Raw genomic sequence first — 20625 nt, forward strand, 5'->3', positions numbered from 1 at the left:
TTTAACTTCTTTGCGCTGCGCTTGACAACCAATTCGTTGCGTCTGGCACGCGGTTGCAAGCGACGTCATGGGCTGCGGCATGTGCGGGTCCGCCGTTGAGGGTGAAAAATGAAGGGAAAACCTGCTGGCATTGCGGTCGCACCAACGGGCAACGCGATGAAAACAAACACCCAGAAGGCAAGTTCAACGGGCTGGGTATTTCTCCCACAGTCGGCAGGCGAGACAAAACCGCCTTGGGGTCGGCGGGCAAATGCGCCGACATCAGCGTTTGCGTGTACGGGTGCGCGGGGTTGTTGAAAATCTCTCGGGTGGGTCCTTGCTCGACCACCTTGCCCAAATACAAAACCAATAATCGCTGTGTCATCAACTCAACTGTTTCCAAATCGTGGCTGATCAAGAGCAGCGCCACGCCGGTTTCTTTTCGGATGGCATCCAACAGTTCCAATATGCCGGCACGAACCGATAAATCCAGTGAACTGGTGGGCTCGTCGAGCACCAGCAAGCGAGGCTTTGATGCGATCGCGCGGGCAATGCAAACGCGCTGCAACTGCCCGCCCGACAACTCATGCGGAAACCGATTGAGCGACGCCATGGGCAAATGCACCCGCTCAGCCAACGCATGAACCGCTTGCTTTCGCTCGGTTTCGCTCAATGATGTGTGCAGCTTTAAGGGCTCCGCCATGGATCGGCCCACCGTCATGCGTGGGTTCAATGCACCCCAGGGGTCTTGGAAAACCATTTGAACTTGCGAACGAAGCCGGCGCATCTGTTCGTCCGACAAGTGGGTGATGTCTTGCCCATCAAAATGGATCCGTCCTGAGCTGACCGGGGTCAAGCGGGTCATGAGCAATCCCAGGGTTGATTTTCCCGAACCACTCTCGCCCACCAACCCCACCGATTCACCCGGCTGGATGCTCAGGCTCACACGGTCCACCGCCGTGACCTGAGCGCCCCCATCTGCCGGAAACTTTTTCACCACCTCATGCAGTTCGATCAATGGGCGATTCATGGCTTGCCGTTCGGTATGTGACACCGCACGCGGTGCGTTGCGCCCATCTCAAGGGTGGGCAAGCTCGCGTCACAAACGGCTTGTGCCTTGGGGCATCGATCTTTGTAAATACAACCACTGGGCAAGTCGTATAGGTTGGGCGGCGACCCCACCGCACTGGCAAACCCATGCACCGCAATTTGCTTGGGGGTTGAAGCAATCAGGCTTTGGGTGTAGGGATGCCTTTGCTCAGCAAACACCTTGCCCACCGGCCCTTCTTCAATGATGGTTCCCGCAAACATGACGGCCATGCGGTCGCAATAATGGGCCACGATGCCCAAATCGTGGGTGATGATGATGGCGCTCATGCCGTTGGCAGACACCAAGCGCTTAAAGATGTCCAGCACTTCGGCTTGCACCGTCAAATCCAATCCCGTGGTCGGCTCATCGGCAATCACCAAACGCGGTGAGTTGATCAGGCCCGCAGCAATCAGAACGCGTTGCGCCATGCCCCCCGACAACTCATGGGGCCAGGCCTTCATGCGTTGCACAGGGTCTGGGATTTGGACTTGCTCCAACATCTCGATGGCCCTGGCATGCGCTTTGGCCATATCGGTCTGGCCGTGTTCACGCTGGATGCGAATGAGCTGCTCTCCGATGCGGGCCGTGGGGTCCAGGGACGTTTTGGGCGACTGCGGTATCAAGGTGATGCTTTTGCCACGCGCGGGCCCTCCACCGGGTTTGTCCAACAGCACCAGTTCTTGACCTTCAAATTGAATCTTTCCTGCCACCACTTGGGCAGGTGGGCGCAACAAACCCAACAAAGCCAAGGCGGTCAATGACTTTCCCGCACCGGTCTCGCCCACCAAGCCCAGCACTTGTCCGGGCTCCAATTCAAACGACACCCCATTCAGGGCCTTGGCAGTTCGGAGTTGGTTGTTGATGCCCCGGGCAATGAAATGAACATGCAGGTTGTCCACCGATAGCAAACTCATTTGCCAACACCCCTGCGTTTGGGGTCCAACAAGTCCGTCAGGCCGTCGCCCAACAGGTTAAACCCCAGCACCAGCGTCATCAGCGCCAAGCCAGGAAACAACGCCGCCCACCATTCACCGGTGATCACATATTCGGCACCTTGTCGGATCATGGCGCCCCACTCCGGCGTGGGTGCTTGGATGCCCACGCCGATAAAAGCCAAGGTGGCACTGATGCGCACGGCCCACGCCATTCGCATGGGCAGCTGTGCTGTCGCCCCCAAGATGGCATTGGGCAGGATGTGCACCCACATCACCCGCCAAGCGGGATTGCCCACAGCAATGGCCGCTTGCACAAAGGTCGATGACCGCAAGGTCAACACCTCTGCCCGCACCACCCGCGCAAAGATAGGGCTGTCCAGCAAACCAATGACCACCACCATGCTGACCAAGCTTTGGCCCGTTGCCGCCACCACGGCCAGCGCCAAGATGATGGTGGGAAATGCACGCAACACATCCAAGGTGCGCAGCAACACCTCATCCAGCCAGCCGCCCTTGTAGCCCGCCAACAGCCCCAAAGGCATGCCAATGCCGATCATGATCAGCCCGGCGGGAATGGCAATGCCAAAGGCGTAACGGCTGCCATAGATGACCCGCGAAAAAACATCCATGCCATTGCCATCACTGCCGAAGAAAAATCGACCACTGGGGGCTTGCAAGACCTCATACGAGAAAGACTGGGTCGGGTTGAATGGGGCAATGACGGGGGCCAAAACCGCCAGCAGCAAAAAAAATACCACGATGCCCAAGCCCACGACAAAGGTGGGACTGCGCCTTGCCAGCCCCAGCGGATAGGCCAACCAATGGCGGTGGGTGGGTGAAGCGGCCACTGTTGTCACGGATGGGTTCATCGCCGTGGCTCCAAAAGCATCACGATCAAATCAATGACCATGAAAATAAAAACCGAAAAAAGCGCCAAGGTCAAAACATAGCCTTGCACCACCGCAAAGTCGCCCAGCAAGATGGCGTTCAATCCCCATTGGCCCAAGCCACTCAAAGAAAAAATGTATTCCACCAAGGCCGCTGCCGCCAGCAAAGACGTCAGCTCTGAACCCAAAAACGTCAGCAACGGCGTGGCCGCATTGCGCAAGGCCATTTTTCGGATCGTCGCCTTGGAGAACCCATTGGCGCGGGCATAGCGCACATAGTCGCTGTTCATGATCTCAATCAAAATGGCCCGGCTTTGCTTGATCGTCGGGGCCGCAGCCAAGAGGGTGAAGCAGGCCACCGGCAATGCCAAATGCGCCAAGGCTGAGCCCAAGGCACGCCAATTGCCCTCCAACATGCAGTCCACCAAAATGCTGCCCGTCACGACCGTTGGTGCCACCACCTCGATCGACAAACGCCCCATGGGCGGGGGGGCCCAACGCAAAACATAAAAAAACACGAAGATGGCCATCAAACCCATCCAATAGGTGGGCATCGAAAAGCCTGCCAGCGAGCCAAAGCGGGAAATCTGATCAAACCATCCGTTGGGGTGTGTGGCAGCTCGCATGCCAATGGGCACGCCGATCAGCGTGGCCAGGCCCACCGACAACAACACCAGCTCCAAAGTGGCGGGAAACAAATGCAGTATTTCGCCCCACACCGGAATGCCGCCTTGCCATGAAACCCCCAAATCCCCTTGGGCCAATCGAAGCATGTAATGCCCAAATTGCAACAGCAAGGGTTGATCAAGTTGCAACTGAGCCCTGAGGGCCGTCAACATGGCCTCATCGGCCATCGGGCCTGCCAACATCGCCACGGGGTCTTGCCCACCCAAGCGGATGAGCATGAAGGTCAAAAAAACAATCCCCAATATGACAGGCACCGACACCGCCACCCGCATCAGCAGGAATTTGGCAATGCGAGCGCCTGTCTCACCCATCAAGAACCGCAACTCAAATCTTTCCACACCAGTCGGTTGTGGGGTTTCCACACGTAACCCTTCATGCAGGCGGCGAAAACCTCATGGGTGCCCGGTAAAAACGTTTCGACGAAGGTGGCGGAGTCGGCCTGCAGGTTTTGCGCTTGCTCTAACAAAGACAACCACCTTTTTTGATCGCGCTCAACGACAGACGCGTCAATCAGCTTGTCCATGGCGGCGTCACAGTTGGCGTTGACGTTGGACGAGCCCCGGCAATGCGCGGTCAGGAACATGTTGTAGGACGGGTCGGGCACAAAGCTCGATGTCAAATGGGTCAAAAACGGTACTGTCCACACATTGATGGTGCGCCGGGCCAACATCTCGGTGGATGGAATTCTTTTGGGCGTGACGCGGATGCCGGCCTTGGCCAAGGAAGCTTGCATTTGCAGCACCAAGGGCTCTTCCCACCACCAATTGGTGCTGTATTCCAAGGTCACATCCACGCCGTTGGGATAGCCCGCTTCAGCCAGCAATTGTTTGGCCTTGTTGTAGTCGGTCTCGTATTTGTAGGCGTTGACTGCACCGGCAATGGGCGAGTTGAGCATGGAGCGCGAGCGCGTGCCCTGACCCAGAAACACCGCCTCGCCAATGGCCGCGTAGTCGGTCGCATAAGCCACGGCCTGACGGACCTTGACCTTGTCAAATGGCGGGTAACGTGGGTTCATCCGCACCGTGGCCCCACCAAACCCTGGGACGCTTTCCACCTTGACGCTGTTGTCGGCACGCAATGCCGTCAACTGCTGAAAAGGGATTTGCTCTGCGTACTGCACTTGTCCGGTGCGAATCAACGCCACACGGGTGGCAGGGGAGGGAACCTCCCGCCAAATCATTTTTGTGTAATAGGGTTTTTTGAAGGCGTAATTGGGGTTCACCACAAACACCGCCTGCTGCCCACCCTGAAGCGTCTGCAAGTGATAGGGGCCAAACCCAGCCGTGTTCAAGGCCAACCACTTGGTGGCGTAGGGGTCTTCTGGCGTGGCGTGTTTCTTGGCTTCGACCGAATCAAAAATGGCGGGCAAGTGCAAGGTCAGCGCGCCCAAAAAAATGCGGTTGGCGTCACTCAGTGTGTAACGCACCTCGTATTTAGACACCGCTTCTATTTTGTCGATGCGCGCAGCCGTGCGCATGAACTGGCCCGTGCGCTTTTGTACCGCCGACTTTTCATACGTCCACACGATGTCTTGCGCTGTCAGCTCGTTGCCAAAGGGGCTGCGAACATTTCGCTTGAGCTTGAAAAGGTAAGTTTTACCGTCGGGCGAAACGGTCCAGCTCTCGGCCAAGTGGGGTTCTATTTTTGACGGGTCCACTTCCAACTTGCCATTGGCGCCGGTTCGCGTGCCGTAGCGCGTCAAGCCTTCATACAGGTTTACCGCCGCCTCAATTTGACCGGGCACCCAAATGTCAGGGTCAAAGCCTTTGGGGGTGGCCGACATGGCCATGACCAAGGTTTTTTCTTGCGCCACGACCTGTGTGGCCAGTGTTGCCCACAAGCCGAGCACCAAAACCATCGCCTTCGCAAACGTTTTCATCATGGGGATGCTCCAAAAAAGGCCATTCTATGCATTGCAACGCTTACAACAGCTATCACTTTTTACGAGCCTGCAACAATCACAACCCCGGCCCATCTTGCGATGTTTGCCAACCCTGGTTGATCTGGTTGGCTTTTGTCTCGCTCTCAACACCCATGCTGCACTACGAAACCATCCCCGTCACGCCCTTTCAACAAAACTGCTCGGTGGTCTGGGAGGACGAGGGCATGACCGCGGCCATCATCGACCCGGGTGGCGACCTGGATGTGCTCCAAGACGCTTGCCAACAACTGGGCGTCAAATTGGTGGCGATTTGGATCACCCATGCGCACATCGACCACGCGGGTGGCACCGCTGAATTGGCTGAGACCTTGCAATTGCCCATCATCGGGCCACACCCCGGCGATCAGTTTTGGATTGATGGTTTGAAAGACGCTGCGGCCAACTATGGTTTCCCACCCTCACGCGCGTTCACACCCACCCGCTGGCTGAGTGACGGCGACACCGTTACCTTGGGGGCGCACACTTTGCAGGTGCGCCACTGCCCAGGGCACACCCCAGGACACGTGGTGTTTTATTCGCCCGAAATACAGCGCGCTTTTGTCGGCGATGTGCTGTTCGCTGGCAGCATTGGCCGCACCGATTTCCCCCAAGGCAACCACCAAGATTTGATCGACAGCATCACCCAACGCCTGTGGCCCATGGGCGACGACACGGTGTTCATCCCCGGCCATGGCCCCGAGAGCACCTTTGGCCGTGAGCGGCGCAGCAACCCTTATGTGGGTGGGACGTAACGCATGTCCTGCCAGCTTTTGTCAATCGAATCCTTTGTCCTTGATAGACTGGCTCCCTTCGATTTACCAAGGGCACTGGCTCGACTTACCCCATGAACCTGAAACACCTCCCCCTTCTCCTGCTGGCCCCCGCTTTGGCCATGGCGCAAGCAGCGCCCTCTGCCGTCACGGTGTCCGCCTTAGACGAGTTGCAGGCGTCGCAAAAAACCTGGGGCATGTACACCACCTTGGGGCTGAACGGCTGGGGGGTGGGGGTGGTGCATGGCTGGTCTGACAAGTGGAGCCTGCGCGCTGACATCTCTACCTACACCCGCAGCCAAAGCCTGAGCCAAGACGGCACCAACTACAACCTGGACCTGAGCTTGGGCACGTTGGGGGTGTACGCCGATTACCGACCTTTCTCTGGGGTGTTTCGGGGCACGGTGGGGGCTTTGCTCAAATCGCCCAGTGCCCAGATGTTGGCCACGCCGGCGTCGGCCACCACCATCACTGTCAATAACACCACCTACAACATCACCAACGACCAACTCAGCGGCAAGTTTGAGTTTCCCAGCTTCATGCCTTATGTGGGCCTGGGCTGGGGCTTGGGCAAGCCGCTAGAAAAAGGCTTTAAGTTTGTGCTCGACCTGGGGCTGGCCATTGGCTCGCCCAAAGCGACCTTGAGCGGCACGGGAACGGCGCTGAGCACTTCGCAAGCCCAGGCCGACATTGCCGCCCAGCAACAGAAACTCAACGACGACGCATCCAAACTGCCGGGCCTGCCGGTGATCAAAATCGGTTTGGGCTACGTGTTTTAAGCGGCCTCTTTGGGCGGCTTGGCTCGCTGGTTATGCGGCAACACATCGACCGACATGGCCTTGGAAGCTGGTTTGCCACCATTTAACCTTGCAATTTGCCCATTCAACAGGCAAAATGCAAGGTTAAATTATATCGGTGTTGCCAATGGACATCTCTCGCGCCCTTTTTCAATCGGCACATGAACGGCTGTCGTATTCGCCCGGCTTGGTGCTGCTGGGCCCCCGTCAGGTGGGCAAAACCACCTTGGCCAAGGCGATGGCCCAAGCGCATCCCGCCGCTTTACACCTGGACTTGCAGCTTGAAACCGACCGCGCCAAGTTAAGCGCGGGCAGCGGTTTTTTGGCGGCCCACCGAGACCGCCTGCTGGTGCTGGACGAAGTGCAGTACGTGCCTGAACTTTTTGCCCAATTGCGCCCCGAGATTGACGCCGACCGCCGCGCAGGGCGTTTTTTGTTGCTCGGCTCGGCCTCTGGCCAACTGCTACAACAAAGCTCTGAATCGCTCGCCGGGCGGGTGAGTTATTTGGAGCTCACGCCTTTTTTGGCCAGTGAGGTGATGCCGCTCGCCCCAGACGCTCAAGCCGCCACCACTGATCTGAACACCTTGCAACAGTTGTGGTTGCGCGGCGGCTTTCCCTTGAGCTTCACCGCGGCCACGGATGCGCAGTCTTTGGCTTGGCGGCAAGATTTCATGGCCACCTTTCTCAACCGTGACTTGCGCGAGTTTGGCCTGAATGTGCCCGCCCAAACCTTGCAGCGGTTTTGGCGCATGACTGCGCACTTGCACGGGCAATTGTTCAACGCATCACAAATTGCAGGCGCTTTGGGCGGGATTTCACATACCACGGTGGGTCGCTATCTGGACGCTTTGGTTGACACCATGATGTTGCGCCGCTTGGAACCGCATTTTGTCAACTTGGGAAAGCGCCTGGTGAAGTCGCCCAAGGTGTACGTTCGTGACAGCGGCATGTTGCATGCCTTGTTGCACATCAGCGACTTGAACGCTTTGGCTGGACACCCCAGCGCAGGCGCGTCATGGGAAGGTTTGGTGATCGAGCACATATGCGCCATGGCCCCTGCTGGCGCAGACATTGGTTTTTACCGCACCGCCGCCGGGGCCGAGTTGGATGTGGTGGTGGCTTGGGGCCGCCGCAAAGTGGGCTTTGAAATCAAGTTTTCCGCAGCACCCAAAGTCACCCGAGGTTTTTGGCAAGCTTGTACCGACGTGGGCGTTGACGCGGCCTACGTCGTGGCCCCGGTGGCGCAAGGATGGCCACTGCAAACCGACACGGCCTATGCGGTCAGCGTGGCGTCTGTGCTGGAATTGGCAAATGTGTTCAAGGCCCATTAGCCCACTCAAGGCGTTTTGGCCCGCTGATACAAAGGCAGCACCTTGTCCATGTTGGCCTGCATTTCTTGGATGCGGCTGTTGCCCGAGGGGTGGGTGCTCATCCACTCGGGTGGGGCGTTTTGGTTGTTGGCGCTCATTTTTTCCCACAACGTCACACCCGAGCGGGGGTCAAAACCGGCGCGGGCCCCCAGCTCCATGCCGATCAGGTCGGCCTCGGATTCGTCTTCCCGGCCAAACTTCAAGGTGAGCAAATTGGCCCCTTGCTGGGCCACCATGTCGGTGATGCGTGGGTCGATGCCAAAGATGCCCGCCACCAGCGCACCACCAATGCGCGACAGGCCTTGGGTGGCGGTGGTTTTGCCCATGCGCTCGCGGGCGTGTTCGCGCAGCGCGTGCGCCACCTCGTGGCCCATGACCATGGCGACTTCGTCGTCGCTCAGGTTGAGTTTTTTCAAGATGCCGTAATAGAAAGCGATCTTGCCCCCAGGCATGCAAAACGCATTCACTTGGTTGGAGCCAATCAGGTTGACCTCCCACTTCCATTCGCGGGCACGCGGGTTCCACTCGTAGCTGTGCGGGATGATGCGCTGGGCAATGCCGCGCAGGCGCAGCACCTCGGGGTGGTTGTCCGGGCCCAAGGCCTTTTTTTCGGCCGCTTGTTTGAGCATTTGCTGATACTGCTGGCGCGCCGTGGCCTCGACCTCTTCGGCCGGCACCAGCTTGGCAAAGGCCGACTCTTTGCCCACCTCCACGCCTTCGCGGGCATCCACCACCAGAGGTGAGAACAAGCCCGCGCCTGCCGCGCACAAGGCGCAGCCGCGCAAAAAACCACGTCGGTGGGTATCAACGGTCATTGGGGTGGGTTTCATGAGGCCTCCAGCCATGGTGGTGTACTGCTGTGCAAGCCCTTCACAATAGGGGCCATGAACGATACATCAAGTCCAGCCACTGCGGTGGCACCGGTGAAATGGTGGGACACGCTGAAGGTGTATGGCCAACCGGCCAGCTTGCGCATGCTGGCGCTGGGCTTTGCCGCGGGTTTGCCTTTGCTGTTGGTGCTGGGCACGCTGAGCTTTCGCTTGCGCGAAGCGGGCATTGACCGCAGCACCATTGGCCACCTCAGTTGGGTCGGTTTGGCCTATGGCTTCAAGTGGGTGTGGGCCCCCCTGGTGGACCGCTTGCCCCTGCCGTTCCTCACGCCTTGGCTGGGGCGGCGGCGCAGTTGGCTGCTGCTGTCGCAATTGGCCATCATGGCCGGGGTGGCGGGCATGGCCTGGCAAGACCCGCGCGATGGCTTGACGCCCTTGGTGGTGTGCGCTTTGGTGGTGGCGTTTGCGTCGGCCACGCAAGACATTGCGCTGGACGCGTTTCGCATTGAATCGGCCGATGCACGGCTTCAAGCCGCACTGGCCGCGAGCTACCAAACCGGTTACCGCCTGGCCATGATTTGGGCCGGCGCTGGCGTGCTGTGGATCGCCGCCCACCAAGAGGCCGTGGGCCAAAGCGGCTACCAACAGCTGGCTTGGCAAGCCGCTTACTTGGTGATGGCCGCGTCGATGGTGGTGGGTTTGGTGACGGTGGCGTTTTCTCAAGAGCCTGCACCCGTGGCCATCGCGCCCGCGCGCAATGTGGGCGAATGGTTGCAGTCCGCCGTGGTGGCACCGTTTGCCGACTTTTGGCAACGCCACCGCTGGCATGCGGTGTTGGTGCTGTCGCTGATCGCGGTCTACCGCATCAGCGACGTGGTGATGGGCATCATGGCCAACCCGTTTTATGTCGACATGGGTTACACCAAAGAAGAGGTGGCCGCCGTAACCAAGGTGTACGGCGTGGTGATGACCTTGTTGGGTGCGTTTGTGGGTGGCGCGATGGCGCTGCGCTGGGGCGTGATGCGCGTGCTCATGATCGGCGCTGTGTTGTCGGCCCTGAGCAACTTGCTGTTTGCTTGGCTGGGCCAACACGGCCACGATGTGACCGCGCTGATTTGGGTGATCTCGGCCGATAACCTCAGCAGCGGCATTGCCTCGGCGGCCTTCATCGCCTATTTGTCGTCGCTCACCAACGTGCAGTACTCGGCCACACAGTACGCCTTGTTCAGCTCGCTCATGCTGCTGCTGCCCAAATTTGTGGCGGGCTTTTCGGGCCAGTATGTTGACGCTTGGGGCTACGAGGCGTTTTTCATCAGCACCGCCTTGCTCGGCTTGCCGGTGTTGGTGCTGGTGTGGCTGGCCAGCCGCGCGCAACGCAGCGATGACCCCGCGCCCAAAGCCAACAGCCAAACCCCATTGCCTTTTTGAGACCTCGCCATGCATTTGCACACCCGCTTCACCCAGGCCTTTGGCCTGACCACCCCCATCGCTTTGGCCCCCATGGCCTTGGCCAGCGGCGGCGCGCTGAGCGCGGCCTGCGCCCAAGCCGGCGCACTGGGCTTGTTGGGCGGGGGTTATGGCGAGCTGGATTGGACGCTGCGCGAACACCGCTTGGCGCTACAAACTTTGAGCGGCCAGCCCGAGGCCTTGGCGCGCTTTGGCTGCGGCTTCATCACCTGGCGTTTGGATAAAGACGCCAGCACCTTGGACGCCATGCTGGAACAAGCGCATCGACCAGCGGCCATCATGCTGTCGTTTGGCGACCCGCGCCCCTACCGCGCCCGGCTGCAAGCGGCAGGCGTGCCGCTGATCTGCCAAGTGCAAAGCCTGGCGCAAATTCCGTGGGCAGTGGAAGCCGGTGCAGCTGTGCTGGTGGTGCAAGGCATGGAAGCTGGCGGCCATGGCATGAACGCCCAACTGGGGCGTGGCACCTTTGCCCTGGTGCCCGAGGCCGCCGATTGGCTGGCCGCCCACGCGCCGCACACCCTGCTGCTGGCCGCCGGTGGCGTGGCCGATGGACGCGGTCTGGCGGCGGCGCTGGCCTTGGGAGCCGACGGCGCGTTGATTGGCTCGCGCCTGTGGGCCAGCCGCGAAAGCCTGGCCAGCGAAGCGGCCAAACAACAAGCGGTGGTCACCGATGGCGACGGCACCGCCCGCAGCGCGGTGTTTGACATCTTGCGCCAAAAAAATTGGCCCGCCCCTTACGACTTTCGCGCCATCCGCAACGGCTTGCACCGCCAATGGGAAGACCGCATCGACGCCTTGCGCGCCGACCCAGAAGCCGCCCGCGCCGACTACCAAGCCGGCGTGGCAGCCGGTGACTTTGACCGCGCCCACGCCACGGTGGGCGAAGCCACCGGCCTGATCCACGACCTGCCCGCGGCGCACGACTTGATCGCGCGCATCACGGCGCAGGCGGTGCACATCCGCGTTTGAGTTGGTTGGAACAAAAAGCATCCTCACATCCCCAACGCCTGCCGCACCCGCTCCGGGCTGATGTCGTTCAAGCAGCGGGTGTGGCCCAGTGGGCATTGGCGCTCAAAGCACGGGGCGCAGTTGAGGGCTGGGGTGTAGGTGTCGTCGCGGGCCAGCCACAGCACCTGGGCTTGGGGGTTGAGCGGGGGCGTGTGCTCTGGGCTGGACGAGCCAAACAAAGCCACCTGCGCCACCCCAAAAGCCGCAGCCACGTGCATCAAGCCCGAGTCGTTGCTCACCACGGCCCGGGCGCTGGCCATCACGTCCATCGCGCTGAGCAAGTCGGTTTGCCCAGCCAGGTTGCGCACCTGTTGGGCTTGTTCGGCATTGACGGGTGCGGCAATGCTGTCGCACAACGCGGCCTCTTTGGCCGATCCCATCAGCACGGTGGGCAGGCCCAATGAGCGCGCCAGGGCGCTGAAGTGAGCCGCCGGCCAGCGCTTGGCCGGGCCGTATTCGGCCCCCGGCACCATCACCACATAGGCCTGCGCCTCCAGGCCCAAGCTGTGGAGGCTGGCTTTCATTTGCGCGGGGCTGCGCTGCAAACGCGGTCGCGGGTCCACCCGCGGGGCGCGCAAGCCCATGGCGCTGTCCTGTCCGGCGCCAGGCTGAAACGAGGTGGCGCCCAAAACCGAGCTGGCCCAGTCGCCCGCGCCAGCCGGGCCCAGGTGGGCGGGTGCATCGACTTGGGCCAAGGCCAGGTAGTGGCCCACCATGGGCGGGCGCTGGTTGCGCGGCGGGTTGGGCAAGCGCCGGTTCAGCACGCCCCAGCGCGCCTCGCCTTGGTAGCCGATCCGCACCGGAATGCCCGCCCACCACGGTAAGAGCGCGCTTTTGAGGGAATTGGGGCCGACATAGGCCCGGTCAAACTGGCCTTTGAGTTGGCGCGCCATGGCGCGCCGCGCCGACCACTGCAAACCGCCGTGCTGGAAAGGCAGCTCGATGACGGCGGCCACCGCGCCCATGGCGCGAAACACCGGTGCCACCCAAGGCAAGGCCGCCACGGTGACCACCTCACCGCGCATGTGCAAGCTGCGCAGCAGCGGCTCGCTCATGACGGCGTCGCCAATCCACTGCGGGGCGATGAACAAAGAGCGGGTCATGGGGGGCGGCCTGTGGCCAAGCCGAGGGCCATGAAGCCAGGGGTCGAGCGATGCAGCAAGGCGATCAACGCCTCAGTGGGCGCTAACGTGCTCGCCGTCTTTGAGCTGGTACTCGGTGCTGCAGTACGGGCACTTGGCGTGGCCGGTGTGGGCCACATCCAGGTAGACCTTGGGGTGGCTGTTCCACAACTTCATGTCGGCTTTGGGGTTGGGGCAGAACACGCCGCCGTGGCCGTTGAGGTCTTTGGCCAGCAATTCAATCGGCGCTTTCATGTCAGGCATCCTTGTGGGTCGTGGGGCAAAAGATGTGGGTCAACACACCAATTTTACGGTGCGCCGCTGGTCGGCCCGCCCAGGCTGGGGGGAGGCTGGTTGGGGGCGGTGTCTGGGGTCGCTGCGGGGCGCTCCAAGGCCCAGCTGTGCAATCGGCCGCCTTGGAACACACAGGTCACCAGGGATGCGCTGTTGTCGCGCCAGCGGTAAATTTCGGGCTGTTCGTCTTTGGGCGAGGTCAACTCGCCCAGGCTGCGGGTGAGGGCAATCACATGCATCAAGTTGACCCCGGTTTTGAGCTTGGCGTTGAGCATGACCGCGCTGTCCACATGGCCGATGGGGCGGTTGGCCGCTCGCTCCAGCACCTTGACCAAGCGGGTGAAGTGCAGCAAGGCCCACATCACCAGGCCGCCCAAGACCAAGAAAAACCCCATCCATTCCAAGGCGTGGTAGCCATAGGCCAAACCAGCCACGGCGGCCACGGGAATTCCAATCTGTTGCAGCTTCATGCTGCCATTGTCTCAGCAGCCAGCGGGCCTCAGCGCTGCGACCACCAAAACCACAACACGGCCACCACCATCACCACCCCCAGCCCGGCCCAGGCAGCGGAAATGGCTTGATCGGCGGTGGCCCGTTTGCGCCCGGTCAGCATGGCGCGCACCAGGTTTTCGCGGTGCAACCAGCCACTGAACAACACCCCCAGCACATGGACGGCGATGGTGGCCATCAACGCGTTGGCGGCCAACTCGTGGGCTTCCTCCAACCAGCCCGGCGCATCGCCGTCGGCGATCAGCCACCCGCTCACGCCGGTGAGCGAGGTCAAAGCGATCAAGGCCAACACCGCCCAGGCCCCCAAGGGGTTGTGGCCCACATGGCGCGGGGCCCGCAGCCGCACCATCTTCAGCACATAGGCCCAAACCACGGCGGGTGGGCGGACAAAGTCGGCAAAGCGGGCGTGGCGCGAACCCACCCAACCCCAAACGAAGCGAAACGCCATCAAACCCAAGGCGGTGTAACCCAGGGTTTCGTGCCACCACCGCCAACGCTCGCTCTCGGCGCTGAGCCAGGCCCCCGCCACGCTGAACACCAGCATCCAGTGAAAGACCCGCACCGGCACGTCCCACACCAACACCTCGGCCACAGGGGGCGTGGGCTTCACAACCGGTGCGTTGGATGGATCGCTCATGGGGGAATCCTGACCTTGTCTTCATTGAAGTCGCCGCGCTCGGCATCGGCATGGCAGGCCACGCAATTGGCCGGGCTGCCCACCGACTTGCGCCGCCACACAGCCTTGGGCACCTCGCCCGCGCGGTGTTTGCGCACAAACCACGCCGACAGCGTGATGCGCTGGTCCTTGGGGGCTTCACGCGCGTATTTGCCCGTGCCCGCATGGGCGGTGAGCCAAGTAGTCAGGGTCAACTGGCTGGTCTCGTCCAAGGAGGCGTCCAGGCCGTAATGGGTTTTCAGGCTGCGCATGATTTGCTGCCACGAGGCCGCCGGCAGCAAGCCTGTGGGGTAGGTCATGTGGCAACTGCCGCACTCTTGGGTGTACAGCGCAAAGGCTGGGGCATGCACCGCATCATCGGCGTGGGCCATGCCACCAAAAGTCCCCAACAAAGCCCCGATCAAGGCCCAGCTGGGCCCATGGGTTTTCATGCTGTCGCCCTTGTGGGGTGGTTGTGGTTGAGGCTGTAACTGTGGCGATGGCATTGGGTGATGTGTGGGTAACGGGTTGACGCGAATGTGTTTCATGGGGGAGCTGTGTTTCATGGTTTGAGGTCGATCAGCCAGGCCAGCACATCGGCCTTTTCAGCGGCAGTGCATTCGCGGCCCAATACGTCGTTGCAGTTGCGGCGAAACCATTTTTCGGTTTTGGCGCTGTCGGTGAAGCGTTTGGCGTTGGCCGACGGGGCCAGCGGGGTAATGGCCTTGCGGGTGCTGGCGTGCGTGCCCTCGGCAGTGGGTTGCTTGGTGTGGCAGGTGCTGCAACTCCACTCTTTGCCATGGGTGGCGCCAAAAAACTGTTGGCCGCGAACCGCTTGGGGCGCTTGGCCCGACGCTTGGGCATAGCCCGCCAGCATGTCGGCAGGGGTCAGCGCCCATGCGGGCGCAGTGGCACTGGCCAGTGTCAGCGCAAAGCATGCCAGCGCTGTGAGGCGGGCCATGGGTGATGGTGTGCATATTGGGGGAAGTTCATTCCAGGGGACATGTGTCATGCCCCGTTTGTAGGCGTCGCTGAGACAGCGCACTTTGCGCCAGCGCAAACGATGCGCAATTGGTCTCAGTGGGGTGTCATTCACACCACAACAGTGACCCCTGGGGCCGCCGCCGTGTGTGAGGCCATCACAGGCTGAATCAGCCCAATCCGCGCACCACCGCCATGGCCTCTTCCACCCGCTCGACCGCGTGCACGGTCATGCCCTCGATGGGTTTTTTGGGCGCATTGGCCTTGGGGATCACCGCCACGCTGAAACCCAGCTTGGCGGCTTCTTTCAAGCGCTCTTGACCGCGCGGCGCGGGCCGCACTTCGCCGGCCAAACCCACTTCGCCAAATGCGATGAAGCCCTTGGGCAGGGGCTTGCCACGCAAGCTGGAGGTGATGGCCAGCAACACCGCCAAATCGGCAGCAGGTTCGCTGATGCGCACCCCGCCCACGGCGTTGACAAACACGTCTTGGTCCATGCAAGCCACACCGGCGTGGCGGTGCAGCACCGCCAGCAACATGGCCAAACGGTCGCGGTCGAGACCCACACTCAAGCGGCGGGGGCTTGGGCCGCCGCTGTCAACCAGCGCTTGGATTTCCACCAACAAAGGGCGGGTGCCCTCCAAGGTGACCATGACGCAACTGCCCGGCACCGGCTCGGCGTGTTGGCTGAGAAAAATCGCGCTGGGGTTGCTCACCCCCTTGAGCCCTTTTTCGGTCATGGCGAAAACGCCAATCTCGTTCACCGCGCCAAAGCGGTTTTTGATGGCCCGCACCAAGCGAAAACTGCTGTGCGTATCGCCCTCAAAGTAGAGCACCGTGTCGACCATGTGTTCCAGCACCCGAGGTCCTGCCAATGCGCCCTCTTTGGTGACATGACCGACCAACACAATGGCGATGCCACTGGCCTTGGCCAAACGCGTGAGGTGAGCGGCGCATTCGCGCACCTGCGCGACAGACCCCGGCGCACTGGTGAGTTGGTCTGAATAAACAGTTTGGATGGAGTCGATCACAGCGATGTGCGGCGACTGCGCTTGCAAGGTCGAGATGATTTTTTCGAGCTGGGTTTCGGCCAGCACCTGCACGCGGCTGTTGTCCAGGCCCAAGCGCCGCGCCCGCAGTGCGACCTGCGCGCCAGACTCTTCGCCGGTGACGTACAAGGTGGTTTGGCCGCTGCGCTGCAAACCGTCCAAGGCCTGCAATAACAAGGTGGATTTGCCAATGCCCGGGTCACCGCCAATCAGCACCACGCCGCCTTCGACCATGCCCCCGCCGAGCACGCGGTCCAGCTCGTCTTGGCCGGTGGGCGTGCGGTCCACGTCGTGGGCTTCAATGTCGGAGAGGGCCGTGACCGCCGAAGCCGGGGCCAAGCCGGCACGCGGGGCAAAGCGGTTTTTGGCCGCGCCGTCAGGCGCTGAGACGGCCTCGACCAAGGTGTTCCAAGCCTCGCAATGCGGGCATTTGCCCAGCCACTTGGGGCTGGTGCCGCCGCACTCGGTGCAGCTGTAATGGGTTTTGTCTTTGGCCATGGCGCATGATAACTGTATGAATAGACAGTGGCCGGGGTAGTCGCGGGGAGGGCCCCAAGGATTTTCGTCGCCTGCTTTGGTGTGGGGCCAGGCGGCAAGGCGTTTGCCCGGTGTGCGCGCCACATCGGTGTGTGTAGGATGCGAAGCTTGCCCAGGCCATGATGCGCCGGGTCAGACAACGGAGACACCATGAAAACACCGGTCAATCGCTTCAAACAAGCCATTCAAAACAAACAAGTGCAATACGGGCTGTGGACCAGTTTGGCCAGCGCCTATTCCACTGAAATTTGCGCCGGTGCCGGTTTTGATTGGTTGTTGCTCGACGGTGAGCATGCACCCAACGACTTGCAATCCATCTTGATGCAGTTGCAAATCATCGCTGCCTATCCCGATACCCACCCCATCGTGCGCGTGCCAGTGGGCCACGGCCACGCCGGCACCACCTTGATCAAGCAGTACATGGACGTGGGCGCGTCCACCATCTTGGTGCCCATGGTCGACACCGCCGAACAAGCCAAAGCCTTGGTCGAAGCCATGCGTTACCCGCCGCACGGCATTCGCGGCATGGGCGGCGCCCGCGCCTCGCGCTGGGGCCGTTACCCGCAATACGCCCAAGAAGCCAACCAACAGGTGTGTTTGCTGGTGCAAGCCGAGACCACCACTGCCTTGAAAAACCTCGACGCGATTGCCGCTGTCGAAGGGGTGGACGGCGTGTTCATCGGGCCTGCCGATTTGTCGGCATCCATGGGCCATGTGGGCAATCAAACCCACCCCGAGGTGAAAGCCGCGATTGAAGACGCGTTTCGCCGCATCCTCAAAGCCGGCAAAGCCCCAGGCATCTTGACGCCTGATGAAGACCTGTCGCGCCACTACTTGAGCCACGGCGGCTTGTTCATGGCCGTGGGCTTGGACAACAACCTGCTTGCGCGCCACACCAGCGCCTTGTGCCAGCGCTTCAAAAACCCCGGCGCCCCCAGCGCCGCGCCGGCCAAAGGCGGCACGTACTGAGTCGGCACGGCCATGTCAAACACCACCACCAGCGGCATGGCACTGCCGCCCTGCCCAGCCCACTTTCACCCCGACGAGTGGGCGGCGCGCCAAGATCTGGCCGCTTGCTACCGGGTGTTTGCCATGCTCGGCTGGGTGGAGATGATTTACAACCACATCACCTTGCGCGTGCCCGACTCGGTGAGTGGGGGTGACAAGCATTTTTTGATCAACCCCTTTGGCCTGCACTACTCCGAGGTCACCGCCAGCAACTTGGTGAAAATCAATTTGAAGGGCGAGGTGGTGGACGGCTCGGCCCAGCGCGTCAACCCGGCTGGCTTTGTGGTGCACAGCGCCATCCACGCCGCGCTCGATCAGGCCCATTGCGTGATGCACACCCACACCACCTCAGGCTTGGCCGTGGCTTGTTATGAAGGCGGTTTGCAGCCCGACAACTTCTACAGTGCCCAACTGCATGGCATGGTGGCTTATCACGACTTTGAAGGCATCACCGTGCACGCCGACGAGGGCCCGCGCTTGCTGCGCAACATGGGCCACAAGCAGGTGCTCATCTTGCGCAACCACGGCTTGCTCACTTGGGGCAGCACCTTGCCCCAAGCGTTTGTGCTGCTGTGGACGCTGCAACGCGCTTGCGATGTGCAGCTGGCCACCCTGTCCATGGGCCGCGCCATCCCCATCGGCCCAGAGGTGGCCGCGCGCTGCGCCCAAGATGCGCTGCAATTTCACCCCGCACATGGCGCGGGGCAAGACGTGTTCGACGCCATGGTGCGCTTGGCCCTGCGCCAAGACGCGGGCTTTCAAGCATGAAGGTCGGTTTGGTTGGCGCCGGCGCCATTGGCTGCTGGCTGGGTGCGCGCTTGGCGCAGCAAACCCATACCCCTGTCGCCCTCAGTGTGTTGGCGCGCGGCGAGAGCTTGCAAGCCATCAACGCCCACGGCGTGCAACTGAACATCGCCGGGCAACACCTGCAAGCCCCAGTGCACGCCAGCAACAAAGCCAACGATTTGGGCGAGCAAGACCTGTTGCTGGTGGCGCTCAAAGCCCCAGCCCTGAGCGAAGTGGCAGCACAACTCAGCCCGATGATCGGCCCCCACACCGTGGTGCTGACCGCGATGAACGGTGTGCCCTGGTGGTTTTTGCACGGCCAATCTGCGGCTGCGGGCCACACCCGGCTGCAAACCATCGACCCCGAGGGCGTGATCGAGCGCGCCATTCCCCCCACCCAGGTGCTGGGCGGCGTGGTGCATGCCAGCTGTGCCTTGCTCGGGCGCGGCCACGCCAAACACCACTTTGGCAATGGTTTGATCGTGGGCGAGCCCCTCGGTGGGCGCAGCGCACGTGCCGAACACACCGTGGCCCTGCTGTGCGCGGCGGGGTTTGACGCCACCTTGTCCACCCACATCCAAAAAGACATTTGGTACAAGCTGTGGGGCAATATGACGGTCAACCCCATCAGCGCCTTCACTGGCGCCACCACCGACCGGCTGCTGGCCGACCCGCTGGTGCGCGCCTTCATGTCGCGCGTCATGGTCGAGGCCCAACAGATTGGCGCCAAGCTGGGCCTGCCCATCGAACAACAGCCCGAAGACCGCCACGCCATCACCGCCAAGCTGGGCGCCTTCAAATCGTCCATGCTGCAAGACGTGGAGGCGCACCGCGCGGTAGAACTTGACGCCTTGGTCAGCGCTGTGCGCGAGCTGGGTCAACGCACCGGTGTGGACACGCCCTTCACCGATGCCTTGCTGGGCTTGAGCCGCGTGCATGCCCAAGGCCTGGGCCTATACCCCGCGCCCAGCGGTACCTGAACCGCACCGACCCCACCCATGACCGCATCCACCCGGGCCGTTGGCTGGGTCGCTTTTTTCACCCTGATGCTCATCGCTTTGATGATGGGCGCCAACCATGTGGCGGCGCGGCTGGCCTTCAACGACGGCATGGACGTGGCCACGGGCGTGGCCGTGCGCAGCTGGGTCACCGCCAGCGTGCTCGCGGTGGTGGTGTGGCTGGGCCGCGTGCCCTGGCAAGCCAATGCTTCGCAACGCAAAGGCTTGCTCATCGTGGGCTTGGCGATTGGCTTGCAAAGCCAGTGCCTGTATTCGTCGGTGGCGCGCTTGCCCGTCGCTTTGGCCTTGTTGGGTTTCAACACCTACCCGCTGTGGACTGCGTTTTGGGACCGCGTGCTGTACGGTCGGCGCACCGAACGCGCGGTGCTGCAAGCCATGCCGGTCATTTTGTTGGGCCTGGCGCTGGCGCTGGATGTGATGGGTGCCAGCTCTGGCCTGGGCGCGGCCGACCAATGGCAGCAAATGGGTGTGGGGGTGGCCTTTGCCATCACCGCTGGCGCCGTGTTTGGCCTGGCCTTGGTGTGGACCCAACATGAAACCCAAGGCATGGACGGGCGGGTGCGCACCATTGCCACCATGTCCTTGAGCGGCGTGGTGGCCTTGGCCGTGATGGCCGGTCAAGGTGGTCCGCACTGGCCCCAAACCACCATGGGCTGGGGCGGCATGGCGGCGCTCACTTTTTTATATGGCACGGCCTTCACCATCATGTTCACCGTGCTGCCCAAACTGGGCGTGTCCGGCCACTCGGCCATCATGAACGTCGAACCCGTGTTCGCCCTGGTGTTGGCCTGGGCGGTGCTGGGCCAGCAGATCGCCCCCATCCAAATCTTGGGCGCTGTGTTGGTGGTGGGCGCGGTGATGGCGCTGGGCTTGAGGAAGGCTTAGGGCGATCGCGGCAGCTTTACAAGCTTGTCAAGGCACC

Annotated in this window: 22 protein-coding genes; 9 read left to right on the top strand and 13 right to left on the bottom strand. The window is 61.7% G+C overall.

Annotation, left to right across the window (positions count from 1 at the left end; genetic code table 11):
* Position 1 precedes the first annotated feature (1 nt).
* The 5 genes from AC8GFZ_RS13200 to AC8GFZ_RS13220 are packed head-to-tail and all read right to left on the bottom strand — an operon-like array spanning position 2 to position 5460.
* Complete coding sequence (locus AC8GFZ_RS13200) at positions 2-1009, bottom strand: oligopeptide/dipeptide ABC transporter ATP-binding protein (RefSeq protein WP_506645368.1); 1008 nt, start codon at positions 1007-1009, stop codon at positions 2-4.
* The gene (locus AC8GFZ_RS13205; protein ID WP_506645369.1) at positions 1006-1983 is read right to left on the bottom strand and encodes an ABC transporter ATP-binding protein; all 978 of its coding nucleotides are present in this window, start codon (positions 1981-1983) and stop codon (positions 1006-1008) included. The genes AC8GFZ_RS13200 and AC8GFZ_RS13205 overlap by 4 nt, the downstream gene beginning before the upstream one ends.
* On the bottom strand, positions 1980-2873 hold the full coding sequence (locus AC8GFZ_RS13210; RefSeq protein ID WP_506645370.1) for an ABC transporter permease: 894 nt from the start codon (positions 2871-2873) through the stop codon (positions 1980-1982). Before AC8GFZ_RS13210 ends, AC8GFZ_RS13205 begins: the two co-directional genes overlap by 4 nt.
* Entirely contained in the window at positions 2870-3889 is a 1020-nt protein-coding gene (locus AC8GFZ_RS13215) for an ABC transporter permease (RefSeq protein WP_506645371.1), read from the bottom strand. The genes AC8GFZ_RS13210 and AC8GFZ_RS13215 overlap by 4 nt, the downstream gene beginning before the upstream one ends.
* Positions 3889-5460: an ABC transporter substrate-binding protein gene (locus AC8GFZ_RS13220; RefSeq protein ID WP_506645372.1), complete on the bottom strand. Its 1572-nt coding sequence runs from the start codon at positions 5458-5460 to the stop codon at positions 3889-3891. Before AC8GFZ_RS13220 ends, AC8GFZ_RS13215 begins: the two co-directional genes overlap by 1 nt.
* A gap of 152 nt (positions 5461-5612) precedes the next feature.
* Here AC8GFZ_RS13220 and AC8GFZ_RS13225 point away from each other — a divergent pair, with 152 nt between their 5' ends.
* The 3 genes from AC8GFZ_RS13225 to AC8GFZ_RS13235 all read left to right on the top strand — a co-directional run bounded on the left by AC8GFZ_RS13225 (position 5613) and on the right by AC8GFZ_RS13235 (position 8399).
* Positions 5613-6251, top strand: a complete 639-nt coding sequence (locus tag AC8GFZ_RS13225; protein ID WP_506645373.1) for an MBL fold metallo-hydrolase — start codon at positions 5613-5615, stop codon at positions 6249-6251.
* A 92-nt stretch (positions 6252-6343) separates the two neighbouring features.
* Entirely contained in the window at positions 6344-7048 is a 705-nt protein-coding gene (locus tag AC8GFZ_RS13230) for a hypothetical protein (protein ID WP_506645374.1), read from the top strand.
* A gap of 145 nt (positions 7049-7193) precedes the next feature.
* Positions 7194-8399 (top strand): ATP-binding protein, encoded by a 1206-nt coding sequence (locus AC8GFZ_RS13235; protein WP_506645375.1) that lies wholly within the window; start codon positions 7194-7196, stop codon positions 8397-8399.
* Between the two features lie 5 nt (positions 8400-8404).
* Here the strand turns inward: AC8GFZ_RS13235 and AC8GFZ_RS13240 are convergent, their stop codons facing one another.
* Positions 8405-9268, bottom strand: coding sequence for a M48 family metallopeptidase (locus AC8GFZ_RS13240; RefSeq protein WP_506645376.1), 864 nt, complete (start codon positions 9266-9268; stop codon positions 8405-8407).
* A gap of 54 nt (positions 9269-9322) precedes the next feature.
* On the opposite strand from AC8GFZ_RS13240, the gene AC8GFZ_RS13245 reads away from it, so the two are divergent.
* On the top strand, positions 9323-10696 hold the full coding sequence (locus tag AC8GFZ_RS13245) for an AmpG family muropeptide MFS transporter (RefSeq protein ID WP_506645377.1): 1374 nt from the start codon (positions 9323-9325) through the stop codon (positions 10694-10696).
* 9 nt (positions 10697-10705) lie between these two features.
* Positions 10706-11704 carry an NAD(P)H-dependent flavin oxidoreductase gene (locus AC8GFZ_RS13250; protein ID WP_506645378.1) on the top strand — a complete coding sequence of 333 codons (999 nt, stop codon included), beginning with the start codon at positions 10706-10708 and terminating at the stop codon, positions 11702-11704.
* Between the two features lie 23 nt (positions 11705-11727).
* Here the strand turns inward: AC8GFZ_RS13250 and waaF are convergent, their stop codons facing one another.
* From waaF to radA, 7 genes are all read right to left on the bottom strand, one after another.
* The gene (gene waaF / locus AC8GFZ_RS13255) at positions 11728-12846 is read right to left on the bottom strand and encodes a lipopolysaccharide heptosyltransferase II (RefSeq protein WP_506645379.1); all 1119 of its coding nucleotides are present in this window, start codon (positions 12844-12846) and stop codon (positions 11728-11730) included.
* A gap of 72 nt (positions 12847-12918) precedes the next feature.
* Positions 12919-13119 (bottom strand): zinc-finger domain-containing protein, encoded by a 201-nt coding sequence (locus tag AC8GFZ_RS13260; RefSeq protein WP_506645380.1) that lies wholly within the window; start codon positions 13117-13119, stop codon positions 12919-12921.
* 53 nt (positions 13120-13172) lie between these two features.
* Positions 13173-13628: a glycerate kinase gene (locus AC8GFZ_RS13265; RefSeq protein WP_506645381.1), complete on the bottom strand. Its 456-nt coding sequence runs from the start codon at positions 13626-13628 to the stop codon at positions 13173-13175.
* A gap of 29 nt (positions 13629-13657) precedes the next feature.
* Positions 13658-14305 (bottom strand): cytochrome b/b6 domain-containing protein, encoded by a 648-nt coding sequence (locus tag AC8GFZ_RS13270; protein WP_506645382.1) that lies wholly within the window; start codon positions 14303-14305, stop codon positions 13658-13660.
* Complete coding sequence (locus AC8GFZ_RS13275) at positions 14302-14775, bottom strand: diheme cytochrome c (protein WP_506645383.1); 474 nt, start codon at positions 14773-14775, stop codon at positions 14302-14304. The genes AC8GFZ_RS13270 and AC8GFZ_RS13275 overlap by 4 nt, the downstream gene beginning before the upstream one ends.
* A 110-nt stretch (positions 14776-14885) precedes the next feature.
* Positions 14886-15284 carry a DUF1924 domain-containing protein gene (locus tag AC8GFZ_RS13280; protein WP_506645384.1) on the bottom strand — a complete coding sequence of 133 codons (399 nt, stop codon included), beginning with the start codon at positions 15282-15284 and terminating at the stop codon, positions 14886-14888.
* Positions 15285-15474: 190 nt separating this feature from the next.
* Complete coding sequence (radA, locus tag AC8GFZ_RS13285) at positions 15475-16851, bottom strand: DNA repair protein RadA (protein ID WP_506645385.1); 1377 nt, start codon at positions 16849-16851, stop codon at positions 15475-15477.
* 189 nt (positions 16852-17040) lie between these two features.
* Here radA and AC8GFZ_RS13290 point away from each other — a divergent pair, with 189 nt between their 5' ends.
* From AC8GFZ_RS13290 to AC8GFZ_RS13305, 4 genes are read left to right on the top strand one after another with little or no spacing between them, the layout of a single operon-like run.
* On the top strand, positions 17041-17859 hold the full coding sequence (locus tag AC8GFZ_RS13290) for an aldolase/citrate lyase family protein (protein ID WP_506645386.1): 819 nt from the start codon (positions 17041-17043) through the stop codon (positions 17857-17859).
* A 12-nt stretch (positions 17860-17871) separates the two neighbouring features.
* Positions 17872-18666 carry a class II aldolase/adducin family protein gene (locus tag AC8GFZ_RS13295; protein WP_506645387.1) on the top strand — a complete coding sequence of 265 codons (795 nt, stop codon included), beginning with the start codon at positions 17872-17874 and terminating at the stop codon, positions 18664-18666.
* On the top strand, positions 18663-19664 hold the full coding sequence (locus AC8GFZ_RS13300) for a 2-dehydropantoate 2-reductase (RefSeq protein WP_506645388.1): 1002 nt from the start codon (positions 18663-18665) through the stop codon (positions 19662-19664). The genes AC8GFZ_RS13295 and AC8GFZ_RS13300 overlap by 4 nt, the downstream gene beginning before the upstream one ends.
* Positions 19665-19682: 18 nt before the next feature.
* A complete protein-coding gene (locus AC8GFZ_RS13305) occupies positions 19683-20588 on the top strand; it encodes a DMT family transporter (RefSeq protein ID WP_506645389.1) in 906 nt (301 codons plus the stop codon).
* Positions 20589-20625: the final 37 nt, after the last annotated feature.

It is taken from the genome of Limnohabitans rimovensis (SeqCode) (genome assembly GCF_965234775.1).
Taxonomy (GTDB): domain Bacteria; phylum Pseudomonadota; class Gammaproteobacteria; order Burkholderiales; family Burkholderiaceae_C; genus Limnohabitans; species Limnohabitans rimovensis.